This is a genomic window from Cryocola sp. 340MFSha3.1, assembly GCF_000383315.1.
GTDB lineage: Bacteria > Actinomycetota > Actinomycetes > Actinomycetales > Microbacteriaceae > Leifsonia.
Genome location: NZ_KB911087.1, coordinates 699,908 through 714,386, shown reverse-complemented (window position 1 = coordinate 714,386; position 14,479 = coordinate 699,908). Strand labels below are relative to the sequence as shown.

Annotated in this window: 13 protein-coding genes; 10 read left to right on the top strand and 3 right to left on the bottom strand. The window is 70.7% G+C overall.

Annotation, left to right across the window (positions count from 1 at the left end; all coding sequences use genetic code 11):
• Positions 1-28: 28 nt before the first annotated feature.
• Together H284_RS0103405 and H284_RS0103400 are read left to right on the top strand one after the other, a co-directional pair.
• On the top strand, positions 29-1,426 hold the full coding sequence (locus H284_RS0103405) for an FAD-binding oxidoreductase (protein ID WP_020075157.1): 1,398 nt from the start codon (positions 29-31) through the stop codon (positions 1,424-1,426).
• Positions 1,427-1,617: 191 nt separating this feature from the next.
• Positions 1,618-1,992: an FKBP-type peptidyl-prolyl cis-trans isomerase gene (locus H284_RS0103400; RefSeq protein ID WP_018190441.1), complete on the top strand. Its 375-nt coding sequence runs from the start codon at positions 1,618-1,620 to the stop codon at positions 1,990-1,992.
• Between the two features lie 351 nt (positions 1,993-2,343).
• Here the strand turns inward: H284_RS0103400 and H284_RS0103395 are convergent, their stop codons facing one another.
• Positions 2,344-2,784 carry a carboxymuconolactone decarboxylase family protein gene (locus tag H284_RS0103395; RefSeq protein WP_020075156.1) on the bottom strand — a complete coding sequence of 147 codons (441 nt, stop codon included), beginning with the start codon at positions 2,782-2,784 and terminating at the stop codon, positions 2,344-2,346.
• A 41-nt stretch (positions 2,785-2,825) separates the two neighbouring features.
• Here H284_RS0103395 and pdxR point away from each other — a divergent pair, with 41 nt between their 5' ends.
• The 5 genes from pdxR to H284_RS0103370 all read left to right on the top strand — a co-directional run bounded on the left by pdxR (position 2,826) and on the right by H284_RS0103370 (position 8,558).
• Positions 2,826-4,352 carry a MocR-like pyridoxine biosynthesis transcription factor PdxR gene (gene pdxR, locus H284_RS0103390; RefSeq protein ID WP_502685487.1) on the top strand — a complete coding sequence of 509 codons (1,527 nt, stop codon included), beginning with the start codon at positions 2,826-2,828 and terminating at the stop codon, positions 4,350-4,352.
• Positions 4,353-4,359: 7 nt separating this feature from the next.
• The gene (locus tag H284_RS0103385) at positions 4,360-4,956 is read left to right on the top strand and encodes an acyl-CoA-like ligand-binding transcription factor (protein ID WP_020075154.1); all 597 of its coding nucleotides are present in this window, start codon (positions 4,360-4,362) and stop codon (positions 4,954-4,956) included.
• A 71-nt stretch (positions 4,957-5,027) separates the two neighbouring features.
• Positions 5,028-5,795, top strand: coding sequence for a VOC family protein (locus H284_RS0103380; protein WP_020075153.1), 768 nt, complete (start codon positions 5,028-5,030; stop codon positions 5,793-5,795).
• A 133-nt stretch (positions 5,796-5,928) separates the two neighbouring features.
• Complete coding sequence (gene rpsO, locus H284_RS0103375) at positions 5,929-6,198, top strand: 30S ribosomal protein S15 (RefSeq protein WP_018190446.1); 270 nt, start codon at positions 5,929-5,931, stop codon at positions 6,196-6,198.
• A 356-nt stretch (positions 6,199-6,554) separates the two neighbouring features.
• Positions 6,555-8,558: a family 43 glycosylhydrolase gene (locus tag H284_RS0103370; RefSeq protein WP_020075152.1), complete on the top strand. Its 2,004-nt coding sequence runs from the start codon at positions 6,555-6,557 to the stop codon at positions 8,556-8,558.
• A 284-nt stretch (positions 8,559-8,842) separates the two neighbouring features.
• On the opposite strand, the gene H284_RS0103365 is transcribed toward H284_RS0103370, so the two are convergent.
• Positions 8,843-10,063 carry a low temperature requirement protein A gene (locus tag H284_RS0103365; protein ID WP_231371059.1) on the bottom strand — a complete coding sequence of 407 codons (1,221 nt, stop codon included), beginning with the start codon at positions 10,061-10,063 and terminating at the stop codon, positions 8,843-8,845.
• An 18-nt stretch (positions 10,064-10,081) separates the two neighbouring features.
• Here H284_RS0103365 and H284_RS0103360 point away from each other — a divergent pair, with 18 nt between their 5' ends.
• Both H284_RS0103360 and H284_RS0103355 read left to right on the top strand, forming a co-directional pair.
• Entirely contained in the window at positions 10,082-10,516 is a 435-nt protein-coding gene (locus H284_RS0103360) for a VanZ family protein (RefSeq protein ID WP_020075150.1), read from the top strand.
• Positions 10,513-11,271 (top strand): fructosamine kinase family protein, encoded by a 759-nt coding sequence (locus H284_RS0103355; protein ID WP_020075149.1) that lies wholly within the window; start codon positions 10,513-10,515, stop codon positions 11,269-11,271. Before H284_RS0103360 ends, H284_RS0103355 begins: the two co-directional genes overlap by 4 nt.
• Before the next feature lie 11 nt (positions 11,272-11,282).
• Here H284_RS0103355 and H284_RS0103350 read toward each other — a convergent pair whose 3' ends face one another.
• The gene (locus H284_RS0103350) at positions 11,283-11,762 is read right to left on the bottom strand and encodes a hypothetical protein (protein WP_020075148.1); all 480 of its coding nucleotides are present in this window, start codon (positions 11,760-11,762) and stop codon (positions 11,283-11,285) included.
• Positions 11,763-12,106: 344 nt separating this feature from the next.
• On the opposite strand from H284_RS0103350, the gene H284_RS0103345 reads away from it, so the two are divergent.
• Positions 12,107-14,395 (top strand): polyribonucleotide nucleotidyltransferase, encoded by a 2,289-nt coding sequence (locus H284_RS0103345; protein WP_020075147.1) that lies wholly within the window; start codon positions 12,107-12,109, stop codon positions 14,393-14,395.
• The last annotated feature ends 84 nt before the right edge of the window (positions 14,396-14,479 follow it).

Sequence of the window (14,479 nt, the reverse complement as noted above, 5' to 3'; positions counted from 1 at the left end):
CGCCGTCCCGATCGCTAGCCTGGGAGGCATGGACGTACTCGACTGGCTCGCGGCCGCGCTCGGCGAGGAGGCCGCCGACGCCGGCGTGCTGACGACCGACCCCGCACTCCTGGACGCCGCTCGCACCGACCGCTCGGGATGGGTGGCCGAGGGCCGCCCGCTCGCGATCGTGACCGCGCGATCGGTGGCGCACGTGCAGGCGACGCTGCGGGCGGCGAGCGAGTTCCGCGTCCCGGTCGTGCCGCGGGGTGCGGGCACCGGCCTGGCGGGCGGCGCGAACGGCACCGACGGATCCATCGTCCTCGACGTCTCCGCGATGAACCGCATCATCGAGATCTCGGCGGACGACCAGCTCGCCGTCATCGAGCCCGGCGTCGTGAACAGCGACCTCAACGCGGCGCTGGAGCCGTACGGCCTCTTCTTCGCCCCCGACCCGGCGAGCAAGGCCATCTCCACCGTCGGCGGGAACATCGCGACCAACGCCGGCGGGCTGCTGTGCGCGAAGTACGGCGTCACGCGCGAGGCCGTCCTGGGGCTGGAGGTGGTGCTCGCGGATGGACGCCTCCTGCGCACCGGGCACCGCACGGTCAAGGGCGTCACCGGCTACGACCTGACCGCCTTGTTCGTGGGCTCGGAAGGGACGCTGGGCGTCATCGTGGGCGCCACCGTCCGTGTTCAGCCGATCCCGCCCGGGGAGCCGGTCACCCTCGGTGCGCTCTTCCCGGATGTGACCGCGGCGGCTCAGGCCGCCGCCCGCATCACGGCGGCTCGACTGCGCCCGGCCGTGATGGAGCTGCTCGACGCGCCGGCGCTCGAACGCATCTCCGCCTACCTCGGCCCGGAGACCATCGAGGACGCGTTCGGTGCGACCGGCGGAGCGGCCTACCTGCTCGTCCAGTTCGACGGCGCGACGGCGGCGGAGGATGCGGCCGCCGCCGGTGAGCTGCTGACCGAGACCGGCGGGACCGTCCGGGTCGCCGCGGATGCGGACGAGGGGGAGCGCCTGCTCGCGCTGCGCCGCGCGTTCCACCCGGCGCTGGCCTCCTCCGGTGAGGTGCTGATCGAGGACGTCGCGGTGCCGCGCTCGCGCATGCCGGAGATGTTCGCCGCGATCGAGCGGATCTCCGAGCGGTACGGCATCCCCATCCCGACCGTCGCCCACGCCGGCGACGGCAACCTGCACCCCAACTTCGTCTACACCGGCGACACGGTGCCCGACGCCGTGTGGGACGCGGCGAACGACCTGTTCCGGACCGCCATCGCCCTCGGCGGCACCCTCACCGGCGAGCACGGCGTCGGCGTGCTCAAGCGACGCTGGCTCGCGGACGAGGTCGGACCGGACTCCTACGAACTGCAGGTGAAGCTGAAGTCCGTGTTCGACCCTCTCGGCATCCTGAACCCGGGCAAGGTCTTCGGCGGCGCCTGACTCCGCGGGCGGCGCACGAGCCCTTAACAGACTCGACCCCCGGTGGTGCGGCGATGCCTGCAGCGCTCCCGGGGGATCGAGTTATGCGTCAAGGATGCCCCCGGCGCGCGGCGAGCGCAACCCCCGATCGCGGCTGCGCGGTGAGCGAACGCGCTTTGACGCCGCACCCCGGCACCGGTTGGATGGGAGGCATGGCAGAGAACACCAACCAGAAGCCGGAAGTCGACGCCCCCGAGGGACCGGCTCCCGAGACCCTCGAGATCGTCGACATCGTCGAGGGCACCGGCCCCGAGGCCACCCCCGGCGCGAAGGTCGACGTGCACTACCTCGGCGTCGAGTACGAGACCGGCGAGGAGTTCGACTCCTCCTGGAGCCGCGGTCAGTCGATCAACTTCCCGCTGAACAACCTCATCAAGGGCTGGCAGGAGGGCATCCCCGGCATGAAGGTCGGCGGTCGCCGCAAGCTCACCGTCCCGCCGGCGCTCGCCTACGGCCCGGCCGGCGGCGGTCACCCGCTGTCGGGCAAGACCCTGATCTTCGTGATCGACCTGCTCGGCGTCAGCTGAACGGATCACCCGACGAACGAAGCGCTCCCTCGGCACGGCCGGGGGAGCGCTTCGTCATTCGGGGTGTCCCGTGCCGTGCGCGTCGGAAACGGAGGAGATCCCGGCCGAAGCCGACACCATCCCCTCCGTTCCCGGCGTTTCGGGGCCGTCAGCCGTCGGATCTCCTCCGAAAGCTGCAGTCGCCGCTCGACCGCGGGTCGGATCGGAAACGGAGGAGATCCGCCGTCGGTACGCCGCAGAATGCCGCGATCGGAGGCGGGTCGCCGGACTGAGGGGCGGAATGTCCTCCCTTTCCGGCGAGCGGATGCGGGTGGGACGGCACCGGTAGGACCGCACCCGGAGGACAGCGACCTACAGCGCGGGCGGCTGCATCCGGGTCGGGATGGCGATGCGGTTCCAGATGTTGATGGTCGCGATGGCCAGCAGCACGTTCGCCAGGCCTTCCTCGCCGAACTCGTTCAGCGCCCGCTGGTACAGCTCGTCCGGCACGCCGTCCTCGTGGATGAGCGTCACGGCCTCGGTGAGCTCCAGCGCGACGCGCTCGCGGTCCGTGAACCACGGCGACTCGCGCCAGGCGGAGACGGCGAAGACCTTGCGGAGCGGCACGCCGCGTCCCTGCAGGTCGACCGAGTGCATGTCGACGCAGTAGGTGCAGCCGTTGATCTGCGAGGCGCGCAGCTTGATGAGGTCGCCGAGCGGCTCCTCGACCTTGCCGCCGACATAGCCGTCGAGGTTGATGACCTTCCGGTAGCCCTCGGGCACGATGGTGGGGAGTTGGATGCGTTCTGTCATGTCCTCCACGCTAAGAATGCGATTGGCTACGGGTAAGATCCATTTCGATCGATTCCGATCAGGCCATTCGTCGAGGCTCGGAGGGCATCCTGGACCTGCATGTCGCCATCGGCGGTCGAGGCGACCGCGCCGACCGCATCTACCGCCAGCTGCGCGACGCCGTGGTGGATGGGCGGCTGCGCCGGGGTGAGCGGCTGCCGGCGACGCGCGAGCTCGCCGAGCGGCTGCAGGTCTCGCGCTCGACCGTCTCGACGGCGTACGAGCGACTGACGGCGGAGGGCTACCTCGCCGCGCGGGTGGGCGCGGGCACATTCGTCGCCTACACCGGCGCGCCACCGAGAGGACGGGGAGGCGCGGAACGGCGTCCTGCCTCCGTGGACACGCGACGCGGCGCCGCGCATCCGAACGCGACCTGGGCAGACCTCGACGACCCCCTGTGGACCGAGCCGCGCCCGATCGCCTACGACTTCGGCGTCGGCGCGCCCGATCCTGCACTCTTCCCCCTGGAGACGTGGCGACACTACGTCACGGCAGAGCTCCGTGGCGGCTTCGCCCGCTCGACCCTATACGCCGACCCGGCCGGGGTCGACCGCCTGCGCGAGGGGATCGCGCGACACATCGGCCTCGCGCGCTCGGTGGACGCCGCCCCCGAGGACGTGCTGGTGACCAACGGCGCCCAGCAGGCGTTCGACCTGCTCGCCCGCGTGCTGCTGACCCCGGGCGACACCGTCCTCGTCGAGGACCCCGGCTACCCGCCCGTCCGGCAGCTGTTCGAGACGACCGGCGCCCGGGTGCTGCCGGTCCCGGTGGACGAGTTCGGCCTCCGCGTCGACCTTCTGCCCCCGGCGCGGCTGCTGTACGTCACGCCGTCGCATCAATTCCCGCTCGGCGGGGTGCTCCCGCTCGAACGGCGGGTGGCACTGCTGGAGTGGGCCGCGCGCAACGACGCGGTCGTCATCGAGGACGACTACGACAGCGAGTACCGGTTCGGCGCCCGCCCGCTCGACCCGCTCCAGCGACTGGATGCCGACGGCCGGGTCGTCTACGTCGGCACGTTCTCGAAGACGATGGCCCCGTCACTCCGGCTGGGGTTCGTGGTCGCGCCGCCGAGCCTCCTGCCCGCTCTGCGGCACGCCAAGCGGCTGAGCGACTGGCACAACGACGTCGTCACGCAGCGGGCCATGGCGCGCTTCATCGACTCCGGCGGTTTCGCGCGGCACGTGCGGTCGGCGACCCGCGTCTACGAGCAGCGGCACGACGCGCTCGTCCGCGCGGCGGGGGAGCTGCTGCCGGATTTCCGGTTGGTGCCGTCGGTCGCCGGGCTGCACCTCGCGTTGCTCGCCGACGGGGCCGACGGCGACATCGACGGGCGCCGAGTCGCCGAGCGGGCCGCGGTGGCCGGCGTGGCCGTGCAGCCGGTCTCCCGGTTCCGGCTCGGCGACGGACCGGACGGCCTGCTGCTCGGCTTCGGCGGCATCCCGGTGGAGCAGATCCCGGACGGCCTACGTACGCTCGCGCAGGCCGTCGAGCGCGTGCGGGCGTCGGCGCCGAGCGAAGCAATGCCATGATCGGAGGATGACCTCGCCGGATGCGCCAGCGCCCCGCCGCCGCGGCCGGCCGGCCGACGTCGACCCCGAGCGGGTGGCGCTGCTCGCCCTGCGGCACTTCGACGAGCACGGGTACGAGCAGACGACGATGGACGACATCGCCCGGCTGGCCGGGATCGGGCGGCGGACGCTGTTCCGCTACTTCCCGAGCAAGCCGGCGCTGGTGTGGGGCGGCATCGAGCCCGTGGTCGGGCGCATGCACGACGTGCTCGACGCCGCCGGGGACGACGAGCTCCTGCGGGATGTGCTGGCCCGCGCGGTGACCGAGTCCCTGACGCTGAGCCCCGAAGCGGAGGAGGCCACCCGCCGGCGGATGGCGCTCATGGGGACGCATCCCGCCCTGGTCGGGTTCGGCCTGACGGCGATGGCGGCGAACCGTGGCATCCTCGTCGACTTCCTGGCCCGCCGGCTCGGGGCTGATCCGGAGGGACTGCGCGTCCAGGTGCTCGCCGACGCCATCGGGTCGGCCGACTTCTCGGCGCTCGTCTGGTGGGCGCGCCACGACGACGGACCGCCCGGCCCGGTCGTGGTGGCGGCCATGGACCAGGTGCTGCGGGGCGTCTGACCGCATCCGGCTGTTCGCTCCGGTTCCGTCTGGCTCTCGCCGCACCGCTCCCTGGCGAGTAGCGTGAGCCCATGCCGATCGAAGACGCATTCCCGCAGGGCACGCCGGTCTGGGTCGACCTCCAGAGCCCGGACCAGCCCGCCGCTGCCACGTACTACCGGTCGCTGTTCGGATGGGAGGTGTCGGCGCCGTCGGCCGACTCCAACGGTTTCGCGCTGGCCAGCGCACGCGGCGTCCCCGTCGCCGCGCTCGGACCGCTGCCGTCGGACGACGTCCCGACGAGCTGGACGGCCTACTTCTCCGTCGACGACGCCGACGTCGCAGCGCGGGACGTGACGGCCGCGGGAGGATCGGTGCTCGTGGAGCCGGCGGAGTTGGTGGCCGGCATCCGGCTCGCCATCGTCGCCGATCCGGCCGGAGCCGTGTTCGGGCTGTGGGAGCGGACGGATTCGGGCGACCGGTGGCTGCGCGACGAGCCCGGCGCGGTGGACTGGCTGGAGCTGGTGGCCGCCGACCCCGCATCGACCTTCCCGTTCTACGAGTCGGTCCTCGGCGTCGGCATCAGCGAGATGCGCGTGGGGGAGGAACCCTACGGGCTGTTCGACGTCGGCGAGACGAGCGTGGCGGGCGCGTACCGGTCCGACGGCGCCGAGCCCGCCCACTGGCTGGTGTACTTCAATGTGGCCGACCTGGATGCGGCGATCGTGCGCGCGACGGAGCTCGGCGGGACGCTGCGCACCGAGCCGCTCTCCGCTCCCGGTGTCGGCCGGTGGGCCGAGATCGTCGACCCCCAGGGCGCCGGATTCGCGCTCCTCGAGCCGGAGCCGGAGCCGTCCTGAGCGGTGGCCGCGGGGCGGGAGTGCCCCGGATGCTCTGGTAGACTCTTCCAGTTGCCGTCTAACGGCCGCGGATCAAGAGAGCCCAGGCATCAGGCCCCGGGCACCGCGCAACGAGCAGAAAGGGGATCCCTCTATGGCGCTGGATGCAGACACCAAGAAGGCGATCATCGAAGAGTACGCAACCCACCCCGGTGACACCGGATCCCCCGAGGTCCAGGTCGCGATCCTGACCAAGCGGATCAAGGATCTCACCGAGCACCTCAAGGAGCACAAGCACGACCACCACTCGCGTCGTGGCCTGCTTCTGCTGGTCGGTCAGCGTCGCCGCCTCCTCGGCTACCTCTCGGACATCGACATCAACCGTTACCGCTCGCTGATCGAGCGCCTCGGTCTGCGTCGATAACCGCAGCCGGAAGCCGGCGTCTTCGATAGACACCGCGAACTTCTTACGGACGGGCCGTCACCTTCGGGTGGCGGCCCGTTCTGCGTTGCCCGCACGCATCACGATTTGCGCCAAATCGTGGTTATGGCGCGTCCATAACCACGATTTGCGCCAAATCTCGGTTATGGCGCGTCCATAACCACGATTTGCGCCAAATCTCCCCATGCCCGCTGTGGTGCTTTCATGCTCTTGGCGGATCGTTTACAGCGCTGTAGCGTTAGGCGCACGTTCCGTCTCAAAGGAGAGTTGTGATCCCGCACCAACTGTCTCTGTTCATCCTCTCCGCGATTACAGCGCTGGTCTTTTCAGTGGGAGCGATGGCCGCAGCTCCCGCGCATCCCGCCGCCGCTGCGACCACGACGTACAGCAATCCGCTGCCCCTCGACCTGGGCGGCGGGAAGCTCGCCGAGCAGTGCGCCGACCCGGACGTCATCCGGTCGGAGGACCCGGCCGATCCGGCGTGGTACCTGTACTGCACGCGCGACGTCATCGACTCGTCGCTGCGCAATCCCGACGGCTCGCTCGTCTTCTCGAGCATCCCCACCTACCGCTCCGCCGACCTCGTGCACTGGTCGTTCGTCGGCGAGGCGCTGCCCACCAAGCCCGCCTGGATCGGCGACGGCGACATGTGGGCGCCGGACGTCGCGTACGTCGGCGGCCGGTACCTGCTGTACTACACGGCGACGAACACCGTGGCGCCCGGTGGCGGCTCGGCGATCGGCGTCGCCACCAGCGCCAGCCCCGCCGGACCCTGGGTCGACTCAGGCGAACCGGTGGTGGAGCCGATGCCGTCACCCGGGAGCGCCGACCCGGCCGACCGACGCTGGGTGTTCGACCCGGAGCTGGTGACCGCGGGCGGCGAGCACTACCTGTATTTCGGCAGCTACTACGGCGGCCTGTCCGTGCGGCGGCTCTCCGCCGACGGCCTGCATTCCGACCCGGCCAGCCAGGTGCAGGTGGCCATCGGGAACCGCTACGAGGGCACGCACGTGATCGAGCACGACGGCTGGTTCTACCTGCTCGGCTCGGCGACCAACTGCTGCTCGGGGCCGCTGACGGGATACGGCGTGTTCGCGGGACGCTCGACGTCGCCCACCGGTCCGTTCGAGGACCGGACCGGCGCACTTCTGCTCGACCCGCGCGTCGGCGGCACCCCGGTGCTGCACCAGAACGGCAACCGCTGGATCGGCACGGGCCACGTCACCAGCGCGGTCGATGCGACCGGCCAGCGCTGGATGCTGTACCACGCGGTCGACCGTACCGACCCGTACGTCGCGGGCGGTGGCACCTACACCAAGCGTCCGGTGCTGATGGATGCGCTCGACTGGCAGGACGGCTGGCCGGTGGTGCGGGGCGGGGCGGGGCCGTCGGACTCGCCGCAGCCCGCTCCTGTGGTGACGGCGGGTGATCCGGCTGCGTATGCGCCGACGTTCGTCGCCCCGCTCAGCCGGGGAATGCTCCTCTCCGGGTATTCGGACGAGTTCGACGGTCCGGAGATGGACCCCGCCTGGACGTGGGAGCGCGACCCGGGCGCGGCGACGCGATCCCTCTCTGGTGGCGCGTTGCACTGGGACACCCAGGCGGCCGATCTCGGCCCCGACCCGGGAGCCGCCGGCCTTCCCCTCCGGCCGCTGCCGAGCGGTGACTACGTCGTCGAGACGCGCGTGTCGAGCACCGTGCCGAGCGAGGGATGCTGCCAGAACTACGCGCAGGGCGGCCTGGTCATCCACCAGGACGACGCGAATTTCGTGAAGCTCTCGGTCACGTCGATCTGGGAGACCCGGCAGACCGAGTTCGGCAAGCGGGAGACGGCGGAAGGTCCGGGGTATCCCACCTACGGCAACGCCGTCGGCGGCCCGGTGGCGGAGGCGACCGTTCTGCGGCTGAGCAGGACGCACACCGCGACCGAGAACGTCTACACCGCATCCACCAGCGTGGACGACGGTGCGACGTGGGACGAGGCGGGCGCCTGGACGACACCGCTGCAGGCGACGCCTCCCCGGCTCGGGCTGGTGTCGATGGCGGCGGGAGGGTTCACGACGACGTTCGACTATGTGCGGGTGTACGGGGTGGATGCGGCCACGGGTGCACCGGGTGGCGGCGGGGCTGCGACGGTCGGGGCTGGCTCGGCGACGTCGGACCCGACGGCGGAGCTCGCCGCGAGCGGGTCGACGGGGGAGCCCTGGATCGCGGGACTCGCGGCGTTGCTCGTGGCCGCGGGCGTCACTGTGCGATTCAGCGGTGCTCGGGGTCCGCTCCCGGCCGGACTTTCGCGTCGTCGCGCACGTCGATCCGGCGACGGCCCTCCGAGCCTTCGCTGACCTCGATCCGCGGGTCGGCGTCGCTCTCGTCGGCGGCGGGGGCGGTCGTCAGCTGGTCGGCGCGGTCGTCTCGGTGGCTCATGCACCGACTCTCCCGCGCTCGCCCCGCTCCGGCAAGGGGTGCCCTCCCCGCACGATTTGCGCCAAATCATCGTTATGGCGCTCCCATAACCGAGATTTGCGCCAAATCTCCGGCGGCCTCCGCTCTCGGTGGGCGCGACATTCGTGCCGAATGTGCGTTATAGCGCCGCCATAACGCACATTCGGCACGAATCTTCGGGAGCTCAGTCGCGAGGTGACGGAGACGCGGGCGCGGAGGAAGGGACGGCAGCGCGGCGCGCCGCGACGGCCCGGTCGAACAGGGTGACCGCAACGAGGGCGGCCGCGACCAGCGCGATCCCGATCGTCACGCCGACGAGGCCGATCACCGGCGACGCAAGCGGCAGAAGCAGCACGAGTGCGATCGCGACGATCGTCTTGAGCGGCCGGATGACCACTTCCGACACCAGCGGAGCGTGCAGCACGTAGAGCATGAACAGGAACACCGCGACGGGAACGGCCATCGCGTACTCGACCGCCGTGTTCGACGCCTCCGAGTGCGCGGCGCCGGCCTGCACCGCGACCTCCAGCCCGGCCCCCAACGCCGCCAGCGACGCGAACACGAAGTAATGGCCGTACCCCCAATAGAACGACCGGTTGCGTCGCGACCGCAGTCCTTCGGCGGCCGGCTCCAGAAAGTACAGCCACCACAGGGCGAACAGGAGCACCAGCCCGGCCACCGCGATCCACACCAGGGCGGCGCTGAATCCGGATTGGGCGAGCGCGTTCTGCACGCCGATCGCGGAGGCCGACACCGACTCGCCGAGGACGATGATCGTGAACAGCCCGTACCGCTCAGCGATGTGATGCGGATGCCAGCTCGTCATCCCGGGCCGCTCGGCCCACAACGGCACCGCCAGTTCGAGCAGTGCGCCGAGCACGAAGGTCGCGACGGCGATCTGCGTCGGCAGGAACCCCCACGCCACCCACAGCACCTGGACCGCCGAGACGCCGACCGCGTACCGGATCGCCGTCTTGCGCCCCTCCGGATACTCGATCGCCGCGCGCACCCACTGGCCGACGAGCGCGAACCGCATGATCAGGTAGCCGACGATGATCGCCGTGAAGTTCTCGTGGTCGAACGCCGCGGGGACGCCGGCCGCGAGCACCAGGACTCCGCCCATCTGCACGAGGGTCATGAGCCGATAGGGCACGTCGTCGGTGTCGTAGGCCGAGGCGAACCACGTGAAATTCATCCACGCCCACCAGATGGCGAAGAACACCATCAGGTAGAACGGCAGGTGCTCGAGGATTGTCCCGTTCTCACCAGCGTGCGCCAGCTGTCCGGCGACCTGTGCGATCGCGACGACGAAGGTCAGATCGAAGAGCAGTTCGAGCGGGCTCGACACCCTGTGGCGCTCGTCGGTGGAGCGGCCGGTCATCCGGATGCGGAACGCACTGGTCATGTGCGCCAGCATAGGAGGATGCGCCGCCGTCCCGTGCTCTCCGCCGTCACCGTCGCCTACCTGGCGGTCGTCGCGTGGATCACGCTGAACCCGGCGCCCGGGAACCCTGCGGGCAACCCGGTCCTGCGGTCGGTGCTGCGGTTCGTGTCGGCGGTTCCCGGTCTCGGCTGGGTGGACTACGCCGTGGCCGAGTTCTCCGCCAACGTGCTCCTGTTCGTGCCGATGGGGCTGCTGTTCACCCTGCTGCTCGGCCGCTGGCGCTGGTGGCTCGCGGTCGCCATCGGCGTCGTCGCGACGCTGGTCATCGAGTTCGTGCAGCTGTTCCTGCCCGCGCGCTTCAGCGACCCGAGCGACCTGCTCGCGAACACGCTCGGGACGCTCGTGGGCGTCGGGATCGCGTTCCTCCTTCCCACAGTCCGTGACGGTCGTAGGGTGGCCGCGTGGAGACGGTGACAAAGGAGCGGGCGGACGCCCCCGACGGGTTCTTCGAGGCGGAGGCCGCCGGGCTCCGCTGGCTCGGCGAACCGGAGGCGGACGGGGGAGCGCGCGTGGTCGGCGTCGCGTCCGTGGGCCCCGGACGGATCGAGCTGGAGCGCATCCGCGAGACACGCGCGACCGGGGAGGCCGCCCGGGCGTTCGGCGCCGGGCTCGCGCTGACGCACGCGGCCGGGGCCGCAGCGTTCGGCGCGCCACCGGACGGCTGGGACGGCCCGCTGTTCATCGGAAAGCGCCCGCTCCCCATCTCGCACGAGACCAGCTGGGGCCGGTTCTACGCGCGCGACCGCGTGCGGCCGTACCTGGAGATCGCGGTGGATGCCGGGAGCGTCACCACGGACCAGCTGCCGGTGATCCGTTCGGCCGTGGAGCGCGTGGAGTCGGGGGAGTTCGATGACGACGAGCCGCCCGCGCGCATCCACGGCGACCTGTGGAACGGCAACCTGCTCTGGGACGCGCGCGGCGGCGTGCTGATCGACCCGGCCGCGCACGGCGGCCACCGCGAGACCGACCTCGCGATGCTCGCGCTCTTCGGCGCACCGCACCTCGACGACATCGTCGCCGGCTACGACGACGCCCGGCCGCTGCGTGCCGGTTGGCGGGACCGCATCCCGCTGCACCAGCTGCATCCCCTCGCCGTGCACGCCGCCGGCTACGGGCCGTCCTACGGCCGGGCGCTCACCGACGCCGCGCGCGCGACGCTGGCGCTCTGAGCGGCGACGGGTCAGGAGGCGGGCGTCACCGTCAGGTCGACGGAGGCGAAGGGGAACGGGAAGAAGTACGTCGCGGTGCCGTTCCACGACTCCAGCGGGATCAGGCCGAACCATACGACGCCGATCAGCAGGCTGACCCCGGCGATCGCGGTGCCGACGAGCGCAGCGCGATCGAGGATGCGGAGGGCGTCCGCCTCGGTGCGAGCACGCCGCAGCACGCGTCCGATCGCCACGAACACCACGAAGGCGAGTGCCGCGAACACGAACGGGCTCGGGTGGAGCTGGAGGCTGACGCAGCTGTCGGCCGCGGGTCCTGCGCCCGGGCAGAAAGCGCGGAAGCCGTTCGACAGGAAGCCATAGCCGACGGCGACGAGCGCGGTCGCACTGATGAGCCGGCGCACCCGGATGAGGATCGCCGCTCCAGGAACGGCGGGCAGCAGCGCATCCCCCGAAAGAGTCGACGCGCCCGCCGACCGTGGTGTCTCGCCCATCGGAATCCCCCTCGTCCCGGCTCGCTGACGGCCTCCATCCATCCTGGCATGGGCTGCGACTGATAGGATGCTGGTGGTCGGCCGAGCGCCGTCCATCCAACTCAATACCGAGAAGGAACCCGGAGCAGGCTGGCAGGAGCTGGTCCTCGGTGGTGGTATCCGGATGCGGTGGCAGCGAGAGCGGCCCGCAACCGTGTATTTCTACTGATGGCCAGACGGGCTCAGCCCACGCGATCCGCATGGGATGCCGCGTACACACGACGTGTCGAACTGCCTGTTCCTGCTCCTTGAATGACAGTCGCGTCCACACGGGACAGCGACGTTAAACAAAGGAGACAGACCTCTTGGAAGGTCCTGAAATCAAATTCGCCGAAGCCGTTCTCGACAACGGCCGCTTCGGCACCCGTACCGTCCGGTTCGAGACCGGACGCCTCGCCCAGCAGGCGCAGGGCGCCGTCGCCGCGTACCTCGACGAGGAGACCATGCTTCTGAGCGCGACCAGCGCCAGCAAGCACCCGAAGGACAACTTCGACTTCTTCCCGCTGACCGTCGACGTCGAGGAGCGCTCGTACGCCGCAGGCAAGATCCCCGGCTCGTTCTTCCGGCGCGAGGGCCGCCCCTCCACCGAGGCGATCCTGGTGTGCCGCCTGATCGACCGCCCGCTGCGCCCGTCGTTCGTCGACGGCCTCCGCAACGAGGTGCAGATCGTCATCACCGTCCTGAGCATCGCTCCGGACGAGTTCTACGACGCGCTCGCCATCAACGCGGCCAGCGCATCCACGCAGATCTCCGGTCTGCCGTTCTCCGGCCCGATCGCCGGTGTGCGCCTCGCGCTCATCCCCGGCAACGGCACCCACGAGGACCAGTGGATCGCCTTCCCGAAGGCCGAGCAGCTCAAGGAGGCCGTGTTCGACCTCATCGTCGCCGGCCGCGTCCTCACCAACGAGGACGGCTCCGAGGGCGACGTCGCGATCATGATGGTCGAGGCGGAGGCCACCGAGAACAGCTGGAACCTCATCCAGGGTGGAGCGGTCAAGCCGAACGAGGAGATCGTCGCGCAGGGCCTCGAGGCGGCCAAGCCGTTCATCCGCCAGCTCGTCGGCGCGCAGAACGTCATCGCCGAGCAGGCCGCGAAGGCCATCGCCGACTACCCGGTGTTCCTGCCCTACTCGCAGGAGACCTACGACAACGTCGCCGGCCTCGCCTACGACGAGCTGGTGAACGTCTACCAGATCGCCGACAAGATCGAGCGCCAGAACGCCGACGACGCCCTCAAGGAGCGCGTCAAGGTCGCCCTCACCGAGAAGGTGGAGGCGGGAGTCCTGCCCGCGGAGACGCTGTCGCAGTTCTCGGCCGCCTACAAGTCGGTGTCGAAGGTCGTCATGCGCGGCCGCGTGCTCCGCGAGGGCATCCGCATCGACGGTCGTGGCCTCACCGACATCCGTCCGCTCGACGCCGAGGTGCAGGTCATCCCGCGCGTCCACGGCTCGGCGATCTTCCAGCGCGGCGAGACCCAGATCCTGGGCGTCACCACGCTGAACATGCTCAAGATGGAGCAGCAGATCGACTCGCTCTCGCCGGTGACGCACAAGCGCTACCTGCACCACTACAACTTCCCGCCCTACTCGACCGGTGAGACCGGCCGCGTCGGGTCGCCGAAGCGTCGCGAGATCGGGCACGGCTTCCTCGCCGAGCGCGCCCTCGTGCCGGTGCTGCCGAGCCGCGAGGAGTTCCCGTACGCGATCCGTCAGGTGTCCGAGGCCCTCGGGTCCAACGGCTCCACCTCGATGGGCTCCGTCTGCGCCTCCACCCTGTCGCTGCTGAACGCCGGTGTGCCGCTGCGCGCCCCGGTCGCCGGCATCGCCATGGGCCTGATCTCCGACGTCGTCGACGGTGAGACCCGCTACGCGGCGCTCACCGACATCCTGGGCGCGGAGGACGCGCTCGGCGACATGGACTTCAAGGTCGCCGGAACCAGCGAGTTCGTCACCGCGATCCAGCTCGACACGAAGCTCGACGGCATCCCGTCGTCGGTGCTCGCCGGCGCGCTGAAGCAGGCGAAGGACGCCCGCACCACCATCCTGAGCGTGCTCAACGCCGCGATCGACCGTCCGGATGAGATGGCCCCGACCGCGCCGCGCGTGATCTCGGTCCAGATCCCGGTCGACAAGATCGGCGAGCTGATCGGCCCGAAGGGCAAGACGATCAACGGCATCCAGGACGAGACCGGCGCCGAGATCTCCATCGAGGAGGACGGCACCGTCTACATCGGCGCCACCGACGGCCCCTCGGCCGAGGCGGCCCGCGCCCAGGTCAACGCGATCGCGAACCCCACCAACCCGGAGGTCGGCGAGCAGTTCCTCGGAACCGTCGTCAAGATCGCCGCGTTCGGCGCGTTCGTCTCGCTGCTCCCGGGCAAGGACGGCCTGCTGCACATCTCCGAGGTCCGCAAGCTCGCCGGTGGCAAGCGCGTGGAGAACGTCGAGGATGTGCTCGGGGTCGGACAGAAGGTCCTGGTCGAGATCACCAAGATCGACGACCGCGGAAAGCTGTCGCTCGCCCCGGTGATCGCGGAGGAGGCCGCAGAGGCCCCCGCCGAGGCCGCCCCCGTGGAGGCTCCCGCCGAGGCGTAAGCTCTCGCACCTCACCGAAGGCCGCGTCGACTCTGTCGGCGCGGCCTTCGTGCGTCCGGCTCGGCAATCACGCCATCAGCTCCT